The sequence below is a fragment of the Streptomyces sp. NPDC058335 genome (genome assembly GCF_042723915.1).
Taxonomy (GTDB): domain Bacteria; phylum Actinomycetota; class Actinomycetes; order Streptomycetales; family Streptomycetaceae; genus Streptomyces.
The window spans coordinates 1-21,460 of sequence record NZ_JBHXHX010000033.1 but is presented as its reverse complement, the minus strand read 5'-3'; the positions used below and the strand labels follow the sequence as shown (position 1 = coordinate 21,460).

The window sequence follows — 21,460 nt, the reverse complement described above, 5'->3', positions numbered from 1 at the left end:
CGCAGGGCGCGGGCGTGGTCCACGGTCCACGGCCACGCGGATCCTCTGCCGGAACACCTCACCGTCCTTGGCCTCCGGGCCGCCCCGCAGGAGAGCCCGGGGCGGCCCGGAGGCCAAGGGCCGTGAGGTGACAGCGGCGGTCGCAGCCCGCTTGAGCGCGGCCTCCAGCTGCGTGCGGGTGTTTCGAGCCCGTAGTACGGCTGGGAGCCGAAGGGATGGATTGCGGAGAAGTGGGAGGTTCCGCTGCCTGCCAGGTGAACCCGGCCCGGCAGACCGCAGCCCATGCAACAGTCCCCCTGATCATGACGGTCACCGCTGCCGGCGTCGGTGACGGTGCTCTGGAGGCCACCGTCCGTGGGGCATGACCCTCCCGAGCGCGGAACGGGCCTGAATGCGCGACCGCCCCCGCTTCGGTTTCGAAACAGGGGCGGTCGGCGTTGGACGGTTACCAGCCTCGTGCGCGCCACTCCGCGAGGTGGGGCCGCTCCGTGCCGATGGTGGTGTCGTTGCCGTGGCCGGGATAGATCCAGGTCTCGTCCGGAAGGACGTCGAACAGCTTGGTCTCCAGGCCGTTCATCAGGGAGTTGAACTCTGCGGCCTGTGTTGTCCGGCCAGGGCCCCCCGGGAAGAGACAGTCACCCGTGAACACGTGCGGATGCCCGTGCGGGTCGTCGTACACGAGGGCGATCGAGCCCGGCGTGTGTCCGACGAGATGGCGTGCGGTGAGCTGCACATCGCCCACCCGGATCACGTCGCCGTCGTCGACCGGGACGTCGGTCGGCACCGGAATGCCCTCGGCGTCGTCCCGGCCGGCGTACGTACGCGCGCGGGTGGCCGCGACGACCTCGGCGAGCGCCTGCCAGTGATCTCCGTGCCGGTGCGTGGTGACGACGGAGGCGATGCCGTCGTCACCGATCATGCCGAGCAGCGTCCGGGCCTCGTTGGCCGCGTCGATCAGGAGCTGCTCGTCCGTGGCCCGGCAACGCAGCAGATAGGCGTTGTTGTTCATCGGGCCGACCGCGATCTTGGTGATCATCAGGTCCTTCAGCTCGTGCACGTCCGCCGAGCCGCCGACCCGCACCTCTCCGCTGTACGTCATGACCGCCAGCCTATAGCGGGGGGAGGACCGGGAGCGTCCCGCCGTCGACGGTCAGCGGGGAGCCGTCGCGGCGCCCGGCGAGCCAGCCCAGAAGGTCGGCACCGGTGCCGGTGACGGTCACCTCGGGGCCGTCCGCCTCCCGGCCGGTACGCCACGCGCGCGTGCCGTCAGTGAGACGTGTCGGCGGAACATCGGTGTGGCCGCCGAAGCGTTCCGCCAGGAAGTCGGTCTCCCGTACGACGAACTCCTCCGGCAGATCCTCCAGCTCGTAGCCGATCCCGAGGTCCACGTGGTGCAGCTCCACCTCGGCCCATCGCCGGAACGGCACCCTCGCCGCGGCGTCGGTGACGCCGTTGCGCAGCTCGACCGTGCGCGACCAGTCCGCGGGGGCGGCGCCGGCCTCCTGGAAGCGGGCGGCGCTGTCCCGGAGGTCCGCGAGCTGGACGTCCAGGGGGCGAGGGGCGTCCCGCTCGATGTCGGCGTCCCGCACGGTCGCGTCGACGTACATGGGACGGCCCTGGAGGACGTTCACCAGAGCGTCGGCGTTTCGGGCGAGGTGGGCGAGGACGTGGCCGCGGCTCCAGCCCGGCAGGCGTGACGACTGCGTCACGGACGCGTTGTCCAGTTCGGCGACTGCGGTGAGCAGCCGCTCCGTCGCGTCACGTACAGACTCCAGGTCATGAGCGTGATCAATCATGGTGCTGACCCTAGTCCCGCCACACCTTCGGGTGAAGGTGGCCGACAACCACCGTGAATCGAATGTACGTGCTATAAGGTCGATGACGGCGTCGGGCATGCTGGATGGCAGGGGATTGTTGTCAACCCGTGAATCCGACCGGCGTTGTCAGTGGCTCCCCCTAGTCTGGGAAAGACGGGGGCCCCGCCCCTGTCACTTCTCTCAAGAAAGGTGCGGACCGGCGTGGCCGACCGTCTCATCGTCCGTGGCGCGCGCGAGCACAACCTCAAGAATGTCTCGCTCGACCTGCCGCGCGACTCGCTCATCGTCTTCACGGGCCTGTCGGGGTCGGGCAAGTCCTCGCTGGCCTTCGACACGATCTTCGCCGAGGGGCAGCGGCGCTACGTCGAGTCCCTCTCCTCGTACGCCCGCCAGTTCCTCGGCCAGATGGACAAGCCGGACGTCGACTTCATCGAGGGCCTCTCCCCGGCGGTCTCCATCGACCAGAAGTCGACCTCGCGCAACCCGCGCTCCACGGTCGGCACCATCACCGAGGTCTACGACTACCTGCGTCTGCTCTTCGCGCGCATCGGCAAGCCGCACTGTCCCGAGTGCGGCCGCCCCATCTCGCGCCAGTCGCCGCAGGCCATCGTCGACAAGGTGCTGGAGCTGCCCGAGGGCAGCCGCTTCCAGGTGCTGTCTCCGCTGGTCCGCGAGCGCAAGGGCGAGTTCGTCGACCTGTTCGCCGATCTCCAGACCAAGGGATACAGCCGCGCGCGGGTGGACGGCGAGACCGTCCAGCTCTCCACCCCGCCCACGCTGAAGAAGCAGGAGAAGCACACCATCGAGGTGGTCATCGACCGCCTCACGGTGAAGGAGTCCGCCAAGCGCCGGCTCACCGACTCCGTCGAGACCGCCCTCGGGCTGTCCGGCGGCATGGTCGTGCTCGACTTCGTCGACCTGCCCGAGGGTGACCCCGAGCGCGAGCGCATGTACTCCGAGCACCTGTACTGCGCCTACGACGACCTGTCCTTCGAGGAGCTGGAGCCCCGCTCCTTCTCCTTCAACTCGCCCTTCGGCGCCTGCCCCGACTGCTCCGGCATCGGCACGCGCATGGAGGTCGACCCCGAGCTGATCGTCCCCGACGAGGACAAGTCCCTCGACGAGGGCGCCATCCACCCCTGGTCCCACGGGCACACCAAGGACTACTTCGGCCGCCTGATCGGGGCGCTCGCCGAGGCGCTCGGTTTCCGGACCGACATCCCGTTCGCGGGACTGCCGCAGCGCGCCAGGAAGGCCCTCCTCCACGGCCACAAGACGCAGATCGAGGTCCGCTACCGCAACCGGTACGGCCGCGAGCGCGTGTACACGACGCCGTTCGAGGGCGCCGTTCCGTTCGTGAAGCGCCGGCACAGCGAGGCCGAGAGTGACGCCAGCCGCGAGCGCTTCGAGGGCTACATGCGCGAGGTGCCCTGTCCCACCTGTGAGGGCACCCGGCTCAAGCCGATCGTCCTCGCGGTCACGGTCATGGAGAAGTCCATCGCCGAGGTCGCCGCGATGTCGATCAGCGACTGCGCGGAGTTCCTGGGCGCGCTGAAGCTCGACGCGCGCGACAAGAAGATCGCCGAGCGCGTCCTGAAGGAGGTCAACGAGCGACTCCGGTTCCTCGTCGACGTCGGCCTGGACTACCTCTCGCTCAACCGCGCCGCCGGCACCCTCTCCGGCGGTGAGGCCCAGCGCATCCGCCTGGCCACCCAGATCGGCTCCGGCCTCGTCGGCGTGCTGTACGTCCTCGACGAGCCGTCCATCGGCCTGCACCAGCGCGACAACCACCGGCTGATCGAGACCCTCGTCCGGCTGCGCGACATGGGCAACACGCTCATCGTCGTCGAGCACGACGAGGACACCATCAAGGTCGCCGACTGGATCGTCGACATCGGCCCCGGCGCGGGGGAGCACGGCGGCAAGGTCGTGCACAGCGGCTCCCTCAAGGAGCTGCTCGCCAATGACGAGTCGCAGACCGGGCAGTACCTGTCCGGCAAGAAGGCCATCCCGCTGCCCGACATCCGGCGCCCGCTCGACCCGACCCGGCAGCTGACTGTGCGGGGGGCCCGCGAGAACAACCTGCGGGACATCGACGTCTCCTTCCCGCTGGGCGTCTTCACCGCGGTCACGGGCGTGTCCGGCTCCGGCAAGTCGACCCTGGTCAACGACATCCTGTACACCCACCTGGCCCGGGAACTGAACGGCGCGAGGAACGTGCCGGGGCGCCACACGCGCGTGGACGGCGACGACCTCGTCGACAAGGTCGTACACGTCGACCAGTCGCCCATCGGCCGCACGCCGCGGTCGAACCCGGCGACCTACACCGGCGTCTTCGACCACGTCCGCAAGCTGTTCGCCGAGACCACCGAGGCGAAGGTCCGCGGCTACATGCCCGGCCGCTTCTCCTTCAACGTCAAGGGCGGCCGCTGCGAGAACTGCGCGGGCGACGGCACCATCAAGATCGAGATGAACTTCCTCCCGGACGTCTACGTCCCGTGCGAGGTCTGCCACGGTGCCCGCTACAACCGGGAGACCCTGGAAGTCCACTACAAGGGCAAGTCCATCGCCGAGGTCCTGAACATGCCGATCGAGGAGGCGACCGAGTTCTTCGCGGCCGTCCCCGCGATCGCCCGCCACCTCAACACCCTCAAGGACGTCGGCCTCGGCTACGTCCGTCTCGGCCAGTCCGCGACCACCCTGTCCGGCGGTGAGGCACAGCGCGTCAAGCTCGCCAGCGAGCTCCAGCGCCGCTCCACCGGCCGCACGGTCTACGTCCTGGACGAGCCGACCACGGGTCTGCACTTCGAGGACATCAGCAAGCTCCTCAAGGTCCTCTCCGGCCTCGTGGAGAAGGGCAACACGGTCATCGTCATCGAGCACAACCTCGATGTGATCAAGACCGCCGACTGGGTCGTCGACATGGGTCCCGAGGGCGGCGCGGGCGGCGGCATCGTCGTCGCCGAGGGCACGCCGGAGGAGGTGGCCGGGATCCCGGCCAGTCACACCGGCAAGTTCCTGCGCGAGGTCCTCGGCGACCGCGTCAGCGACGCGGAGCCGGTGAAGGCCCCGCGCAAGACGGCGGCGAAGAAGGCGGTCGCGGCCAGGACGACGGCGAGGAAGACGGCCACCGCCAAGGCGACCGCCAACAGCGCGGCGGCGAAGAAGCCCGCCGGGGCCACGACGAAGGCGGCTGCCGCGAAGAAGGCGGCACAGAAGTAGGACGCCGCACAGGCAGGACGGCGCCCCGCGGGAAACTCCCCGCGGGGCGCCCGCCGTTCACAGCTCGCCGAGTTCGGAGGCGTACGGCGGTTCCGCGCCCGCCCGGGAGCAGGTGACAGCTGCCGCGCGGGCCGCGAAGCGCAGCAGCCGTTGCCAGCCGTCGTGGCCCAGGTCCGCGACGGCCGCCGGTGAAAGGGCGTCCTGGACGGAAAGGGCGTGCAGCAGCGCCGCGTTCACGGTGTCACCGGCGCCGATGGTGTCCACGACGTCGACCTTCTCGCCGGGCACCGGGTACACGGAGCCGTCCTGGGTGAAGGCGGTCAGCCCGTCACCACCGTGCGTGATCACGACGGCGGCGGGCCCGGCGGCCAGCCACTCGCGCGGGGTGCCGCCCAGCCACAGGGCGTCCTCCTCGGAGAGCTTGAGCAAGGACACCGACGGCAGCCAGCTCTTGAAGCGGGCCCGGTAGGCGTCGGCGTCGGGGATCAGACCCGGCCGGATGTTCGGGTCCAGAGCGGTGAACACGCCCTGCCCGGCCGCCGTCCGCATCAGCTCCTCGTACGCGCCGGCGCCCGGCTCCAGGACGAGCGAGCAGGTGCCGAAGGACACCGCCCGGGTTCCGGCGGGCAGGCCGGCCGGGGCGGTGAACAGCCGGTCGGCGGTGCCCTCGACGTAGAAGGAGTAGGCGGCCGAGCCGTTCCCGTCCAGCGTGGCGACCGCGAGGGTGGTCGGCTCCGCGCCGCGCTGCACCGCCGACACGTCCACTCCGGAGTCCCGCAGCCGGTCGAGGAGCGCCTCGCCGAAGGCGTCGTAGGAGATGCGCGAGCAGAAGGCGGTGGGGGAGCCGAGGCGGCCCAGGGCCACGGCCGTGTTGTACGGGCCGCCGCCCAGGGCCGGCTGCAGAGCCGCGAGGGCGCCGGAGCCCTGCGGTACCAGGTCGATCAGGGCCTCACCGGCGACGACGATCACGGGGGGTTCCTCTCTCCGGTGGCTCGGTGAGCGCACCGCTCGGCTGTGTCGGTGACAAGGGTTCCACAGGACCGACGGATCTCATGGGTCTCATGGCTTTCATGACGTCCACGGCTCGGGCGTGGTCTCCCCCTCGACCATCGGACGGTGGACATACACGCTGACGCAAGCGTTCACGTCCACACAACCTCGCACGCTCCTTCGCAACCCCTGGCACAACCTGCCGCATTCCGGGGCAACCCGCCGCCGTCGGCTGTGATCCCTGCCGGTATCGTGCGCGGGGCAGGCGACCCGTCGGCCATGTGCCGTGCGGCCGTCCCCCGCGGTCCGCCCCGTCTGCGGCCTCCCCGCGTACCCGAACCCTGGAGATCCTCATGCCCGCCCGCCCGTCAGCGACCCGTCGTACCGTCCTGCGGGGAGCGGCCCTCGCGCCTGCCGCCGGGCTCGGTACGGCCGCCTGTTCGCCGGCCGGCGGGACCAGCGCGCCCGCCACGCCGACCGCGCCGGTCGAGCTGGGCGCGGACGGCGAGGTCGTCAAGGGGGGCGCCAAGCTCTACCGCGACCACAACGTGGTGGTCAGCCGGTCGGAGAGCGGGGAGCTGAAGGCGTACAGCTCGATCTGCACGCACGCGGGGTGTCCCATCAACAAGCTCGACGGGACGACCCTGATCTGTCCCTGCCACGGCAGCGAGTTCGACGCCACGACCGGCGAGGTGCTGCGGGCACCGGCGACCGTCCCCCTGAACGCGCTCCCGGTCAGGTCGGAGAACGGCAAGATCGTGTCGGGGCCGGCCGCCTGACCTGCCGGCCGCCCGCGCCCCGGTCGGCACTCACCCGCGAGCGGGCCGCCCGCTCACTCCCAGTCCCACCCGATGCCCACCATGCCCGAGCGCACCCGCGGCTCGACGAGGTGCACCGAGCGGTGCCGGCCGACGGCGAGTTCCTGACGGCCGCTGCGCGGGGCAGCCGCGGAGTGCCGGGTGAAGCGGTGGCAGCGCACCGGCACCGCGTTCTCGTCGAACCGGACCTGTAGGGCGTACTGGCCGCCCGGGGCGTCGAAGCCGCGGACGTACTCGCGGGACGCCCCGGCGGTGCCGTCCTCGACCGCGTAGCCGAAGAGGAAGGTGTCACCCGCGCGCAGGCGGGTGTCGAAGAGGAACTCGGCCACGAGGACGCCGGTGTCGTGGTGCCGCCGGACGCGGCCGGTCCGGCAGTTCTCCAGGGCCTGCACGCTCATCCGTTCCGGGGCGCAGCCCGGGTCCCCGTGGTGGACGGCGACGAAACGGTCGACGCCGTCGCGGTGGGCGCGCACGATGTGCTGGGACTCGCGCTCCAGCAGCTCGTGGCACGCCCCGATGCGGACCCGCTCATGATGGCCGAGGGTGTGCAGCCCGTCGTCCGGAGGGCACTCCAGTTCGACGAGGAGTTTCTCCAGGACGTCCGAGGCCGCCAGCAACGAACGGTACGTACGGCCCGTCGGCTGTCCGGCGGCCGCCTTCCCGTCGGTCTCCGCGAGCAGCCGGATCAGGGACTCGTCCGGCAGCTGGAGGATCTCCTCCAGGGCGCGTACGGCCCGGAGCGACTCCGGGCGCTGCGGGCGCCGGGCCCCCTGCTGCCAGTAGCTCAGGCTCGTGACGCCGACCTTGACCCCGTGCCGCGACAGATGGTGCTGGACGCGCTGGAGCGGCAGCCCACGGGCGGCGATCGCGGCGCGCAGGGCGACGTGGAAGGGGCCGCCCCGCAGGGCGGCGTCCAGGTCCGCGGCGGTGACGCCGGAGACGGCCTCGGCGTCGGCCTCCGTGACGGTGTGCGCGTCGGCGTCCGCGTGCTGTGGGGCGTGCGGCATGCAGGGGCCTCTCTGTGAATGCTCGCGACGGCTGGTCGGACCGTTCGCGCGGGTGACCGGGCCGCCCTGTGACGCGGGGCCGCGCCTTCACATCCGTAGCGTGAGGTTCACCGCCCGGAGTTCCCCCGCATTGAAGCGTGTTGACCTAGTCCCGACAACAGTTGACGCCGGAACGCGGCGCAGCCGTGGCCGAGTCGGAGCCCTCGCCCGCGTCCCCGTCGCCGCCCCGGACGCCCCGCGCCGTTGTCCACGGCCCCGTCGGACTGTCACCGCGCGCCAGTAGGGTGTGAGACATGGCCGACCCCTCCAGCTACCGCCCCAAGCCGGGACAGATCCCCGACTCTCCCGGGGTGTACCGATTCCGCGACGAGCACCGCCGGGTGATCTACGTCGGAAAGGCGAAAAGCCTGCGCCAGCGCCTGGCGAACTACTTCCAGGACCTGGCGGGCCTCCACCCGCGCACCCACGCGATGGTCACCACGGCCGCGTCCGTGGAGTGGACCGTGGTGTCCACGGAGGTCGAGGCGCTCCAGCTGGAGTACTCGTGGATCAAGGAGTACGACCCCCGGTTCAACGTCAAGTACCGCGACGACAAGAGCTACCCGTACCTCGCGGTGACGATGAACGACGAGTTCCCGCGCGTGCAGGTGATGCGCGGGCACAAGAAGAAGGGCGTCAGGTACTTCGGGCCGTACGCGCACGCGTGGGCGATCCGGGACACCGTCGACCTGCTCCTGCGGGTCTTCCCGGTCCGCACCTGCTCGGCCGGCGTCTTCAAGAACGCCTCCCGCACCGGCCGGCCCTGTCTCCTCGGCTACATCGGCAAGTGTTCCGCGCCCTGCGTCGGCCGGATCTCGCCCGACGACCACTGGGAGCTGGCGGACGAGTTCTGCGACTTCATGACCGGCCGCACCGGCACCTACCTCCGCCGTCTGGAGAAGCAGATGACGGAGGCGGCCGAGGAGATGGAGTACGAGCGGGCCGCCCGCCTGCGCGACGACATAGAGGCCCTGAGGAAGGCCATGGAGAAGAACGCGGTCGTGCTCGCCGACGCGACCGACGCCGACCTGATCGCGGTCGCCGAGGACGAGCTGGAGGCGGCCGTCCAGATCTTCCACGTGCGCGGCGGACGCGTCCGCGGCCAGCGCGGCTGGGTCACCGACAAGGTCGAGGAGATCACCACCGGCGCCCTCGTCGAGCACGCCCTCCAGCAGCTCTACGGCGAGGAGACCGGCGACGCGGTGCCCAAGGAGGTGCTGGTCCCCGCCCTGCCCGACCCGCTGGAGCCGGTCCAGGAGTGGCTCACCGCCCGCCGCGGGTCCAACGTCTCGCTGCGCATCCCGCAGCGCGGCGACAAGCGGGCCCTGATGGAGACCGTCGAGCGCAACGCCCAGCACGGCCTCGTCCTGCACAAGACCAAGCGCGCCTCCGACCTCACCACGCGCTCGCGTGCGCTGGAGGAGATCGCCGAGGCCCTCGACCTGGACAGCGCCCCGCTCAGGATCGAGTGCTACGACATCTCGCATCTGCAGGGCGACGACGTCGTGGCCTCCATGGTCGTCTTCGAGGACGGCCTGGCCCGCAAGAGCGAGTACCGCCGCTTCCAGATCAAGGGCTTCGAGGGCCAGGACGACGTCCGTTCCATGCACGAGGTGATCACCCGCCGCTTCCGCCGCTATCTCGCCGACAAGGAGCGGACGGGGGAGTGGGTCGACGGAGACACGGACGACGCCGACACCGCTGACGCCACGGACGGCTCCGCCGAGATCACCGCCGGAGCCGCCGGAGCCCCGATCGCCAGCAGCCTCACCGAGGACGACGGCCGGCCCAAGCGGTTCGCCTACCCGCCGCAGCTCGTCGTCGTCGACGGCGGACAGCCGCAGGTGGCGGCGGCCAAGCGGGCGCTGGACGAGCTGGGCATCGACGACATCGCCGTCTGCGGCCTCGCCAAGCGCCTGGAGGAGGTCTGGCTGCCGGACGACGACGATCCGGTCGTCCTGCCCCGCACCAGCGAGGGCCTCTACCTGCTCCAGCGGGTCCGTGACGAGGCCCACCGCTTCGCGATCACCTACCAGCGGACCAAGCGGGCCAAGCGGTTCCGCGCCGGCCCGCTGGACGACGTGCCGGGGCTCGGCGAGACGCGCAAGCAGGCGCTCGTCAAGCACTTCGGTTCGATGAAGAGACTGCGTTCCGCGACGATCGACCAGATCTGCGAGGTGCCGGGCATAGGCCGCAAGACGGCCGAGACGATCGTCGCGGCCTTCGCCCAGGCGGCTCCGACCGCACCCGCCGTGAACACGGCGACCGGAGAGATCATGGATGAGGAGGAGTCCGGCACGATGCCGGGCTCCCCCGGGGAGCCCGTGGCCGCGGGCGCCCCGGAAGACCGACGGGGGCAGGAGACATGACCGAGCACGACGCACAGCCCACACCGGAACCAGAACCCACGCCCACGGCGCCGCCCACGGGCCCGCCCGCCGCGCAGCCCACAGCGGCCCCCACGGCCGCCCCCCGGCAGGGCGCCGACCCCGCCGGGCCCGAACACCCCGCGGACGCCCCCAGCGCCGCGAACACCGCAGGTCACGAAGACGGAGCACAGGTGAGTACCGACGTCACGCCGCCCGGGATCCCCGAGGCGGCCATCCCCGAGCTGGTGATCATCTCCGGCATGTCCGGGGCCGGCCGCTCGACGGCCGCCAAGTGTCTGGAGGACCTCGGCTGGTTCGTCGTCGACAACCTCCCGCCCGCGCTGATCCCCACCATGGTGGAGCTGGGCGCCCGCTCCCAGGGCAACGTGGCGCGGATCGCGGTCGTCGTCGACGTGCGCGGCCGCCGCTTCTTCGACAACCTCCGCGAGTCCCTCGCCGACCTGGAGGCCAAGGGCGTCACCCGGCGGATCGTGTTCCTGGAGTCCTCCGACGACGCCCTGGTGCGCCGCTTCGAGTCGGTGCGCCGCCCGCACCCCCTCCAGGGCGACGGCCGCATCGTCGACGGCATCGCCGCCGAGCGCGAGCTGCTGCGCGAGCTGCGCGGCGACGCCGACCTGGTGATCGACACCTCCAGCCTCAACGTGCACGAGCTGCGTGCCAAGATGGACGCCCAGTTCGCCGGCGACTCGGAGCCCGAACTGCGGGCCACCGTGATGTCCTTCGGCTTCAAGTACGGCCTCCCCGTGGACGCCGACCTGGTCGTGGACATGCGCTTCCTGCCCAACCCGCACTGGGTCCCGGAGCTGCGCCCCTTCACCGGGCTGAACGAGGAGGTCTCCGCGTACGTCCTGAACCAGCCCGGCGCGAAGGAGTTCCTCGACCGGTACGCCGAACTCCTCCAGCTGGTCGCCGCGGGCTACCGCCGGGAGGGCAAGCGCTACGTGACCATCGCGGTCGGCTGTACGGGCGGCAAGCACCGCTCGGTCGCGATGTCGGAGAAGCTCGCCGCGCGCCTCGTGGCCGAGGGCGTGGAGACGGTGGTCGTGCACCGGGACATGGGACGGGAATGACAGGACGTGCTCCGCGGCTGGGCCGGCTGCGCAGAACGGCGCTCGAAGGGCGCACGAGCCGGCCGGTCGAGGCCCGCGGCGGCAAACCGCGCCGTCGCGGCACCCAGCCCAAGGTCGTCGCCCTCGGTGGCGGCATGGGTCTGTCCGCCTCGCTCACCGCACTGCGCCGGATCACCGGCGACCTCACCGGTGTCGTCACGGTGGCCGACGACGGCGGTTCCAGCGGGCGCCTGCGCGACGAGCTGGGCGTACTGCCGCCCGGCGACCTGCGCAAGGCCCTGGCCGCCCTGTGCGGCGACGACGACTGGGGCCAGACCTGGGCCCGGGTCATCCAGCACCGCTTCCAGTCGCAGGGCGAGATCAACGGCCACGCGGTCGGCAATCTGCTGATCGTCGCCCTCTGGGAGCAGCTCGGCGACCATGTCCAGGCCCTGGACCTGGTCGGCAAGCTGCTCGGCGCGCACGGACGCGTGCTGCCCATGTCCGCCGTACCGCTGGAACTCCAGGCGCTGGTCAAGGGGCACGATCCGGCCCGCCCCGAGGACGTCGACACCGTGCGCGGGCAGGCGACCGTCGCGCTCACCACCGGCGAGGTGCAGTCCGTGCACCTGGTGCCGCCCGACCCGCCGGCCGTCCCGGAGGCGGTGGCGGCCGTCCTCGACGCGGACTGGGTGGTGCTCGGCCCCGGCTCCTGGTTCTCCTCGGTCATCCCGCACCTGCTGGTGCCCGAACTGCTGGACGCGCTCACCGAGACGAAGGCCCGCCGGGTACTCTCCCTCAACCTCGCGCCGCAACCGGGAGAAACCGAGGGCTTCTCCCCGCAGCGTCATTTGGAGGTTTTGGGACGACACGCCCCTAAACTCGCCCTGGACGTGGTGCTGGCCGACGAGGCCGCCGTGCCCGACCGGGACTCCCTGACCGATGCCGCCAAACGGTTCGGGGCCGCGGTCGAGCTGGCGCCGGTGGCCCGGCCCGATGGGACCCCGAGGCACGACCCGGAGCTGTTGGCCGCCGCGTACGACCGTATTTTTCGGATGCATGGAAGGATCGGCCCATGGCGATGACGGCAGCGGTGAAGGACGAGATCTCCCGGCTCCCCGTCACCCGGACCTGCTGCAGAAAGGCGGAGGTCTCCGCCATCCTGCGGTTCGCCGGCGGCCTCCACCTGGTGAGCGGGCGCATTGTGATCGAGGCGGAGCTGGACACGGCGATGGCGGCCCGCCGGCTCAAGCGGGACATCCTGGAGATCTTCGGCCACAGCTCGGAGCTGATCGTGATGGCGCCCGGCGGTCTGCGCCGCGGCTCGCGTTACGTCGTCCGGGTGGTCGCGGGCGGTGACCAGCTGGCCCGCCAGACCGGCCTGGTGGACGGCCGCGGGCGCCCCATCCGCGGACTGCCCCCGCAGGTGGTGTCCGGCGCCACCTGTGACGCGGAGGCGGCCTGGCGCGGGGCCTTCCTGGCGCACGGCTCGCTCACCGAGCCCGGCCGGTCCTCCTCCCTGGAGGTCACCTGCCCGGGTCCGGAGGCCGCGCTCGCGCTGGTCGGGGCCGCCCGCCGGCTGTCGATCGCCGCGAAGGCCCGCGAGGTCCGCGGGGTCGACCGGGTCGTGGTCCGCGACGGCGACGCGATCGGCGCGCTGCTCACCCGCCTCGGTGCCCATGAGTCGGTGCTGGCCTGGGAGGAGCGCCGGATGCGCCGCGAGGTGCGCGCCACGGCGAACCGGCTCGCCAACTTCGACGACGCCAACCTGCGCCGCTCCGCCCGAGCCGCCGTCGCCGCCGGTGCCCGCGTCCAGCGGGCCCTGGAGATCCTCGGCGAAGAGGTGCCCGAGCACCTCGCGGCGGCAGGCCGGCTGCGCATGGACCACAAGCAGGCCTCCCTGGAGGAGCTGGGCGCGCTCGCCGACCCGCCGCTCACCAAGGACGCGGTCGCCGGCCGGATCCGCCGGCTGCTCGCGATGGCCGACAAGCGGGCCTCGGACCTCGGCATCCCCGGCACGGACGCCAACCTCAGCGAGGACCTCGCCGACAACCTGGTGGGCTGAGCAGCCCACCGGCGCCCGACGGTTCGCCGACACGCCGGTGCCGACACCCCTCGAGGGTCGTCGGCACCGGCGCTGTCACTCCTGAAACCCCCGTGCCGAGAGCAACTTCCCTACCGCGACACCTTCTTGACGCACCCTTGACTCGATCATGAAGAGTCATGAGCCTGACTGTGTTCGCTGCTGTGGCGGACTCACGCAAGGGGGGTTCATGAGACGTAGAGCGAGATCGATCCTCGCTGTCGGCGCGCTCCTGATCGGCGGAGCGAGCATCGCACCCATCGCCCAGGCACAGTCCGGAAGTTCATCGGACAAGTCCGACGCGGACGAGGTCAAGGTCTTCCGCGCCGAGGTCACCAAGCAGCAGGTACCCCTGCTGCTGGCGGCCGGTCAGGACGGCCACGAACTCAGTGAGCGGGCGCCCGAACAGGGCACCGCCACCGTCGAGGTGTACCTCACCGACGACCAGGCGAAGAAGCTGGAGAAGCAGGGCGTCCCGCTCACCGAGCACTCCCTCTCGGCCAAGGCCGAGAACCGTGTGGAGGCCGCCGCCGACGGTGTGTTCCGGCCGTACAGCGGCAGTGGCGGCCTCAAGGAGGAGATCCTCCGCACCGCCCAGGAGAACCCCGGCCTCACGAAGGTCGTCTCCATCGGCAAGACGGTCCGCGGCCAGGACATCCTCGCGCTCAAGCTCACCAAGAACGCGAAGAAGTCAAAGGACGGCTCCAAGCCGTCGGTGCTGTACCTGTCCAACCAGCACGCGCGCGAGTGGATCACCCCGGAGATGACGCGGCGGCTGATGCACCATTACCTCGACAGCTACAAGACCGACCAGCGCGTCAAGAAGCTCGTCGACTCGACCGAGCTGTGGTTCGTCCTGTCGGCCAACCCCGACGGTTACGACTACACCTTCCAGGACTCCGCGAACCGCCTGTGGCGCAAGAACCTGCGGGACGTCAACGCCGACGGTGAGATCCGCACCGGCGACGGCGTCGACCTCAACCGCAACTTCGCCTACAAGTGGGGCTACGACGACGAGGGTTCGTCCCCCAACCCCACCAGCCAGACCTACCGCGGCGCGGGCCCGAACTCCGAGCCCGAGACCAAGGCGCTGGACGCCTTCGAGAAGCGCATCGGCTTCGCCTACGGCATCAACTACCACTCCGCGGCCGAACTCCTCCTCTACGGCGTCGGCTGGCAGGTCGCCACGGACACCCCCGACGACATCGTCTACGAGGCGCTCGCCGGAACCCCGGAGAACTCCGCCGTCCCCGGCTACCTCCCGCAGGTCTCCTCGGAGCTGTACACCACCAACGGCGAGGCCGACGGGCACGCCTCCAACGTCAACGGCACGGCGATGTTCACCCCCGAGATGTCGACCTGCCAGACGGTGTCGAACCTGTCTCCGGACGACCAGTGGAACGCCGCCGACTGCCAGTCGGTGTTCAACTTCCCGGACGACGAGAAGCTGATCCAGCAGGAGTTCGCGAAGAACGTCCCGTTCGCGCTGTCCGTCGCGGAGAGCGCTGCCCGTCCCGACCGGCCGAAGTCCTCGGTCGGCCTGAGCGCCGCGGACTTCACCCCGGCCGGCTTCACCACGTCGTACTCGCGCGGCGCCGACCAGGAGGTCTCCGTCGTCGTACGGAAGGCGGTCCGCGACAAGGAACTCAGGTACCGCGTGAACGGCGGCCGCACCCACGACCAGGCGCTCAGGCCCTGGCAGGGCGGCGAGACCTTCGGCGGTGAGGACAACCTCTTCTACGACGAGTACCGGGCGAAGGTCCAGGACGGCGAACCCGGCGACGAGGTCGAGGTGTGGTTCACCGGCGAGACGAGCGGCGGCAAGAAGGTCTCCAGCTCGCACTTCACCTACACGATCGCCGAGCGGCCGCGGGCCGACACCCTCGTCGTCGCCGAGGAGGGCGCGACCGCCGCACAGGCGCAGACCTACGTCGACGCGCTGAAGGCCAACGGCCGGAAGGCGATCGTCTGGGACGTCGCCGCGCAGGGCCCGCCCGACGCGCTCGGCGTGCTGAGCCACTTCGGCACGGTCGTCCACTACACGGGCGCCGGCGTCCCCGGCAACCCGACCCAGCTCGAACTGCGCGCCTTCCTCAACGAGGGCGGCAAGCTCATCGAGGCCGGTGAACTGGCCGGCGGCAACGTCGACCTCGGCGACGGCACCCCGTCCAACGACTTCAGCCAGTACTACCTGGGCGCCTACTCCCGTACGTCCACCCCCGGCGCCACCGGATTCACCGGCTCCGGAGCGCTCGACGGGTACTCCGGCCTGCTCGCCGGCGCCCCCGGCAACCCGCTGGACCGGGCCGGCACCTACGGCGTCACCTCCGACGAGCTGCCCGCCTCCACGCATCCGCAGTTCGCGAGCGAGGGCGCGGGACAGTTCGCCGGGACCGTCAACCCGTACGGGCCCTACGCGGGCACGTCCATGGCGGCCGCCGTGCACACCGACGACGCCTACAAGCGCCTCACCCGCACCATCGACCTCACCGGCGTCACCGCCGCCGACCGGCCCGCCCTGCGTACCCAGCTCCTGTGGGACACCGAACCCGGCTACGACAACGCGCTGGTCGAGATCCACACGGTCGGGGCCGACGACTGGACGACGCTGCCCGAGACCGGCGGCGCCACCGACACCGCCGTACCCGCCGAATGCGGAGCCGGCTACTACATCGGGGAGCACCCCCAGCTCCGCCACTACCTGACCCTGACCTCGAACGAGTGCACCGCGACCGGCACCACCGGCTCGTGGAACGCCCTCACCGGCGCCTCCAGCGGCTGGCAGCAGGTCAACTTCGACCTGAGCGCCTACGCCGGCAAGTCCGTCGAGGTCTCGCTCAGCTATGTCACCGACCCGGGCAGCGGCGGTCACGGCGTCCTCGCCGACGACGCCTCGCTCGTCGTCGGCGGCACCGCCACCCAGACCGAGGGCTTCGAGACCTCTCTCGGCGCCTGGCAGGTCGCCGGACCGCCCCCGGGCAGCCCGGCCGTCCTGAAGGACTGGGCACGCACCGGCACGCTGTTCCAGACCTACGGTGCGGTCACCACCGACGACACCGTGCTGCTGGGCTTCGGCCTGGAGCACGTCACCGCCGCGGCCGACCGCGCCGCGCTCATCGGAAAGGCCCTCGACTCACTTGACGACTGACACCGACCGGGCGCCGAGCGACACGCTGAGGTCAAACCGCTGTGACACGGCGTGACCGAATCGGGTGAACGGCCCTGATCGGGCCCTTCGTGGCGGGGCGGTCCGTACCCCTACTGGTGGGTACGGGCCGCACTGCCGTGTATGGGCCAACTCGATGTCACCCCGGCGGTCTCGGAGAGGTAGGGTCGTGGGTGGTCGGGGACATCCCAAATACAGCTCGCCGGCACCTCGTGGCCGGCGTACCAACGAGGAGATCGGTTCGTGACGATCCGCGTAGGCATCAACGGCTTTGGCCGCATCGGTCGTAACTACTTCCGCGCGCTGCTGGAGCAGGGTGCTGGCATCGAGATCGTGGCTGTCAACGACCTGGGTGACACCGCGACAACCGCTCACCTGCTCAAGTACGACACCATCCTGGGCCGCCTGAAGGCCGAGGTGTCGCACACCGCCGACACGATCACCGTCGACGGCCACACCATCAAGGTCCTGTCCGAGCGCAACCCCGCCGACATCCCGTGGGGCGACCTCGGCGTCGACATCGTGATCGAGTCGACGGGCATCTTCACGAAGAAGGCCGACGCCGAGAAGCACATCGCCGGCGGCGCCAAGAAGGTCCTCATCTCGGCTCCGGCCAAGGACGAGGACATCACCATCGTGATGGGCGTCAACCAGGACAAGTACGACGCGGCCAACCACCACGTCATCTCCAACGCCTCCTGCACCACCAACTGTGTGGCGCCGATGGCCAAGGTCCTCGACGAGAACTTCGGCATCGTCAAGGGTCTGATGACGACGGTCCACGCGTACACCAACGACCAGCGCATCCTGGACTTCCCGCACTCGGACCTGCGCCGCGCCCGCGCCGCCGCCGAGAACATCATCCCGACCACGACGGGTGCCGCCAAGGCCACCGCCCTGGTCCTGCCCCAGCTCAAGGGCAAGCTCGACGGCATCGCGATGCGCGTCCCGGTCCCGACCGGCTCCGCCACCGACCTGGTCGTGACCCTCCAGCGCGAGGTCACCAAGGACGAGGTCAACGCCGCGTTCAAGAAGGCCGCCGACGACGGCGACCTCAAGGGCTACCTTTCCTACACCGAGGACCCGATCGTCTCCTCGGACATCGTCGGCGACCCGGCCTCCTGCACCTTCGACTCCTCCCTGACCATGGTCCAGGAGGGCAACTCGGTGAAGATCCTCGGCTGGTACGACAACGAGTGGGGTTACTCCAACCGCCTCGTCGACCTGACGGTCTTCGTCGGCAACCAGCTCTGATCGACGGAGCAGGCACCTCGATGTGAAGGCAGGGCCCGGACGGCGCAGGGACGCGCCGCACGGGCCCTGACTCACGTGCAGATCGGCCCTGTCTACGATCACGGAGCAACACCAGCCCTCCCGGGAGCCCCTTACATGAAGACGATCGACGAACTCCTCACCGAAGGCGTGGCCGGCAAGCGGGTCTTCGTCCGCGCCGACCTCAACGTGCCGCTGGACGGCGGCACCATCACCGACGACGGCCGTATCCGAGCCGTGCTCCCGACCGTCAAGGCCCTCGCGGACGCGGGCGCCAGGGTGGTCGTCGCCTCGCACCTGGGCCGCCCCAAGGGCGCCCCGGACCCCGCCTTCTCGCTCGCCCCGGCCGCCGCCCGCATGGGTGAACTGCTCGGCGCCGACGTGGCGTTCGCGACCGACACGGTCGGCGACTCCGCCCGCTCCACCGTCGCGGGCCTCGCCGACGGCCAGGTCGCCGTCATCGAGAACCTGCGCTTCAACGCGGGCGAGACGGCCAAGGACGACGCCGAGCGCGGCGCCTTCGCCGACCGGCTGGCCGAACTCGCCGACGTGTACGTGGGCGACGGCTTCGGCGCCGTGCACCGCAAGCACGCGTCGGTCTTCGACCTCCCGGCCCGGCTGCCGCACGCCGCCGGCCACCTCATCGCCACCGAGGTCGGCGTCCTGAAGAAGCTGACCGAGGACGTCAAGCGGCCCTACGTCGTGGCCCTCGGCGGCTCCAAGGTCTCCGACAAGCTCGCCGTGATCGACCAGCTGCTCGGCAAGGCGGACCGCCTCCTCATCGGCGGTGGCATGGTGTTCACCTTCCTCAAGGCCAAGGGGTACGAGGTCGGCGCATCCCTGCTCCAGGAGGACCAGATCCCGGTCGTCCAGGAGTACATCGAGCGGGCGCAGAAGAACGGCGTCGAGCTGGTCCTCCCCGTCGACGTGGTGACCTCCACCGCGTTCCCGGACCTGAAGACCAAGGCGCCGGGGCACCCCAACACCGTCGCCGCGGACGCCATCCCCGCCGACCAGCTGGGCCTGGACATCGGCCCCGAGACCCGCAAGCTGTACGCCTCGAAGCTCGCCGACGCCGCCACCGTCTTCTGGAACGGCCCGATGGGCGTCTTCGAGCACCCCGACTACGCCGAGGGCACCAAGGCGGTCGCCCAGGCCCTCCTCGACTCCCCGGCCTTCACGGTCGTCGGCGGTGGCGACTCCGCCGCGGCCGTCCGCCTGCTGGGCTTCGACGAGAACGCATTCGGCCACATCTCGACCGGCGGCGGCGCCTCCCTCGAGTACCTCGAGGGCAAGACGCTCCCCGGCCTCGCCGCACTGGAGGACTGACCCCGCATGAGCACCCGTACGCCACTGATGGCGGGCAACTGGAAGATGAACCTCAACCATCTCGAGGCCATCGCCCACACCCAGAAGCTCGCCTTCGCCCTGGCCGACAAGGACTACGAGGCCGTCGAGGTCGCCGTCCTGCCGCCCTTCACCGACCTGCGCTCCGTGCAGACGCTGGTCGAGCACGACAAGCTCAAGATCAAGTACGGCGCCCAGGACATCTCCGCGCACGACGGCGGCGCCTACACCGGCGAGATCTCCGGCGCGATGCTCGCCAAGCTGCGGTGCACCTACGTCGCGATCGGCCACTCCGAGCGCCGCCAGTACCACGGCGAGACCGACGAGCAGGTGAACGCCAAGGTCAAGGCCGCCTACAAGCACGGCCTCACCCCGATCCTCTGTGTCGGCGAGGAGCTGGACGTCCGCGAGGCGGGCAACCACGTCTCGCACACCCTCGCCCAGGTCGAGGGTGGTCTGAAGGACGTCCCGGCCGAGCAGGCCGAGACCATCGTGGTCGCCTACGAGCCGGTGTGGGCCATCGGAACCGGCAAGGTCTGCGGCGCCGACGACGCCCAGGAGGTCTGCGCCGCCATCCGCGGGAAGCTCGCCGAGCTGTACTCCCAGGACGTGGCCGACAAGATCCGCATCCAGTACGGCGGCTCCGTGAAGTCGGGCAACGTCGCCGAGATCATGGCGCAGGCCGACATCGACGGCGCGCTGGTCGGCGGCGCCTCGCTGGACCACGAGGAGTTCGTCAAGATCGTGCGCTTCCGCGATCAGTGACCGGGCTGTGAGTATGCGGTAGCGGCGATCCGTCGTACCCTTGCGGGGGCACAGCGCAGAAGCTGTGCCCCCGTCGTTATCCGAATCCGAGGAAGTTGGTCCAGCCGTGGTTTTGGGGTTCTCGATCGCCCTGATCGTCTTCAGCCTGCTGCTGATGCTGCTGGTGCTGATGCACAAGGGAAAGGGCGGCGGTCTCTCCGACATGTTCGGTGGCGGCATGCAGTCCTCCGTCGGCGGCTCCTCGGTCGCCGAGCGCAACCTCGACCGCATCACCGTGGTGGTCGGTCTGCTCTGGTTCGCGAGCATCATCGTTCTCGGCCTCCTGATGAAGACGAACAGCTGATCAGCCTCTCGCAGGCACACATTCCGTACGTAAGGCCCCATGTTCGGTACGCGCAGCTGAGCGCGGCCTATCATGGGGCTTGCGTCTACGTGTGGGGGGATGTAGCTCCAATCACTGGACGCGCGTTGGGCCTTACGTAGACTGAGGCGCTCGCAGCGAAGCGAAACGCCGACTCGCTTCGCGGCACCATCACGCAGGGAGTTACGACCGTGGCAAGTGGCAACGCGATCCGAGGAAGCCGGGTCGGGGCGGGGCCGATGGGCGAGGCCGAGCGCGGCGAGTCCGCGCCGCGTCTGCGCATCTCCTTCTGGTGCTCCAACGGGCACGAGACGCAGCCCAGCTTCGCCAGCGACGCGCAGGTGCCCGATACCTGGGACTGCCCGCGCTGCGGCTTCCCGGCCGGCCAGGACCGGGACAACCCCCCGGCCCCGCCGCGCACCGAGCCCTACAAGACGCACCTCGCCTATGTGCGGGAGCGGCGCAGCGACGCGGACGGCGAGGCGATCCTCGCCGAAGCCCTCGCCAAACTGCGGGGCGAAATCTAGGAGTTGAGCATCGGCCAGGTGCCCACAGGTACTTGGCCACACCTGTACCGCGCACGGGCGGCGGGCCGCCGCCGGGTGGGTCGTCCGTGCTGCCCTGCGGCGCTCCGCGCTGCTTTCCGCCCCGCCTTCTTCACCCTCTCGTCCTCGCGCTGATACCCCTGGGCCGCGAGGACGTACCTGTTGTTGCACCGCAGGGCGGTCCTACGACAGCTCGTGTCACGCGCTGATCAATTAGGTTGGGACCGCAGCGGGACTAGATGCGCGGCACGGACAGGTGAGAAAAGAGGGCTGGGTCCGACATGAACGCAGACGGCCGTACGAGGCTCAACCAGACGCCCGAGTGGACCGCTCTGGCCAAGCACCGTGAAGAACTCGGCGAGGTGCAGCTGCGCGAGCTGTTCGCCGACGACCCCGGGCGTGGCAGCGGGTACACACTGCGGGTCGGTGACCTGCACATCGACTACTCCAAGCAACTCGTCACCGACGAGACGCTGCGGCTGCTGCGGGAGCTGGCCGCCGCCACCGGCGTGTTCGAGCTGCGTGACGCGATGTTCCGCGGTGAGCGGATCAACGTCACCGAGGACCGGGCCGTGCTGCACACCGCGCT

16 protein-coding genes and 1 pseudogene are annotated in these 21,460 nt (G+C 70.5%); 13 read left to right on the top strand and 4 right to left on the bottom strand.

All coding sequences use genetic code 11. The features are described 5' to 3' along the window. Positions 1-445 precede the first annotated feature (445 nt). Together ACFWJX_RS38820 and ACFWJX_RS38815 are read right to left on the bottom strand one after the other, a co-directional pair. On the bottom strand, positions 446-1,099 hold the full coding sequence (locus ACFWJX_RS38820) for an MBL fold metallo-hydrolase (RefSeq protein ID WP_383251540.1): 654 nt from the start codon (positions 1,097-1,099) through the stop codon (positions 446-448). Between the two features lie 10 nt (positions 1,100-1,109). Beyond that, positions 1,110-1,796: a maleylpyruvate isomerase family mycothiol-dependent enzyme gene (locus tag ACFWJX_RS38815; protein ID WP_383251539.1), complete on the bottom strand. Its 687-nt coding sequence runs from the start codon at positions 1,794-1,796 to the stop codon at positions 1,110-1,112. Between the two features lie 222 nt (positions 1,797-2,018). Here ACFWJX_RS38815 and uvrA point away from each other — a divergent pair, with 222 nt between their 5' ends. Further along, positions 2,019-5,039 (top strand): excinuclease ABC subunit UvrA, encoded by a 3,021-nt coding sequence (gene uvrA, locus ACFWJX_RS38810; protein WP_383251537.1) that lies wholly within the window; start codon positions 2,019-2,021, stop codon positions 5,037-5,039. 57 nt (positions 5,040-5,096) lie between these two features. On the opposite strand, the gene ACFWJX_RS38805 is transcribed toward uvrA, so the two are convergent. After that, on the bottom strand, positions 5,097-6,008 hold the full coding sequence (locus ACFWJX_RS38805) for a carbohydrate kinase (RefSeq protein ID WP_383251535.1): 912 nt from the start codon (positions 6,006-6,008) through the stop codon (positions 5,097-5,099). Positions 6,009-6,382: 374 nt separating this feature from the next. Between ACFWJX_RS38805 and ACFWJX_RS38800 the strand changes: the two genes are divergently transcribed. Beyond that, the gene (locus tag ACFWJX_RS38800; RefSeq protein WP_383251533.1) at positions 6,383-6,808 is read left to right on the top strand and encodes a Rieske (2Fe-2S) protein; all 426 of its coding nucleotides are present in this window, start codon (positions 6,383-6,385) and stop codon (positions 6,806-6,808) included. A 53-nt stretch (positions 6,809-6,861) separates the two neighbouring features. On the opposite strand, the gene ACFWJX_RS38795 is transcribed toward ACFWJX_RS38800, so the two are convergent. Then, positions 6,862-7,854 (bottom strand): hypothetical protein, encoded by a 993-nt coding sequence (locus tag ACFWJX_RS38795; protein WP_383251532.1) that lies wholly within the window; start codon positions 7,852-7,854, stop codon positions 6,862-6,864. 293 nt (positions 7,855-8,147) lie between these two features. On the opposite strand from ACFWJX_RS38795, the gene uvrC reads away from it, so the two are divergent. The 11 genes and pseudogenes from uvrC to ACFWJX_RS38740 all read left to right on the top strand — a co-directional run. Beyond that, the gene (gene uvrC / locus ACFWJX_RS38790; protein WP_383251529.1) at positions 8,148-10,262 is read left to right on the top strand and encodes an excinuclease ABC subunit UvrC; all 2,115 of its coding nucleotides are present in this window, start codon (positions 8,148-8,150) and stop codon (positions 10,260-10,262) included. Further along, positions 10,259-11,353 carry an RNase adapter RapZ gene (gene rapZ, locus ACFWJX_RS38785; protein ID WP_383251527.1) on the top strand — a complete coding sequence of 365 codons (1,095 nt, stop codon included), beginning with the start codon at positions 10,259-10,261 and terminating at the stop codon, positions 11,351-11,353. The genes uvrC and rapZ overlap by 4 nt, the downstream gene beginning before the upstream one ends. After that, positions 11,350-12,417 (top strand): uridine diphosphate-N-acetylglucosamine-binding protein YvcK, encoded by a 1,068-nt coding sequence (yvcK, locus tag ACFWJX_RS38780; RefSeq protein WP_383251525.1) that lies wholly within the window; start codon positions 11,350-11,352, stop codon positions 12,415-12,417. The genes rapZ and yvcK overlap by 4 nt, the downstream gene beginning before the upstream one ends. Continuing rightward, the gene (whiA, locus tag ACFWJX_RS38775; RefSeq protein ID WP_383251523.1) at positions 12,408-13,397 is read left to right on the top strand and encodes a DNA-binding protein WhiA; all 990 of its coding nucleotides are present in this window, start codon (positions 12,408-12,410) and stop codon (positions 13,395-13,397) included. The genes yvcK and whiA overlap by 10 nt, the downstream gene beginning before the upstream one ends. A 208-nt stretch (positions 13,398-13,605) precedes the next feature. Beyond that, complete coding sequence (locus ACFWJX_RS38770) at positions 13,606-16,563, top strand: M14 family zinc carboxypeptidase (RefSeq protein WP_383251521.1); 2,958 nt, start codon at positions 13,606-13,608, stop codon at positions 16,561-16,563. 261 nt (positions 16,564-16,824) lie between these two features. Then, a complete protein-coding gene (gap, locus tag ACFWJX_RS38765; protein ID WP_383251519.1) occupies positions 16,825-17,835 on the top strand; it encodes a type I glyceraldehyde-3-phosphate dehydrogenase in 1,011 nt (336 codons plus the stop codon). 135 nt (positions 17,836-17,970) lie between these two features. Further along, a complete protein-coding gene (locus tag ACFWJX_RS38760; protein ID WP_383251516.1) occupies positions 17,971-19,182 on the top strand; it encodes a phosphoglycerate kinase in 1,212 nt (403 codons plus the stop codon). A gap of 6 nt (positions 19,183-19,188) precedes the next feature. Beyond that, positions 19,189-19,965, top strand: coding sequence for a triose-phosphate isomerase (gene tpiA / locus ACFWJX_RS38755; protein ID WP_383251515.1), 777 nt, complete (start codon positions 19,189-19,191; stop codon positions 19,963-19,965). Positions 19,966-20,071: 106 nt separating this feature from the next. Then, entirely contained in the window at positions 20,072-20,308 is a 237-nt protein-coding gene (gene secG / locus ACFWJX_RS38750) for a preprotein translocase subunit SecG (RefSeq protein ID WP_383251512.1), read from the top strand. A 209-nt stretch (positions 20,309-20,517) separates the two neighbouring features. Beyond that, positions 20,518-20,853, top strand: a complete 336-nt coding sequence (locus tag ACFWJX_RS38745; protein WP_010352468.1) for an RNA polymerase-binding protein RbpA — start codon at positions 20,518-20,520, stop codon at positions 20,851-20,853. A 299-nt stretch (positions 20,854-21,152) separates the two neighbouring features. Then, positions 21,153-21,460 (top strand): annotated as a pseudogene (locus ACFWJX_RS38740) (glucose-6-phosphate isomerase); the annotation flags it as partial.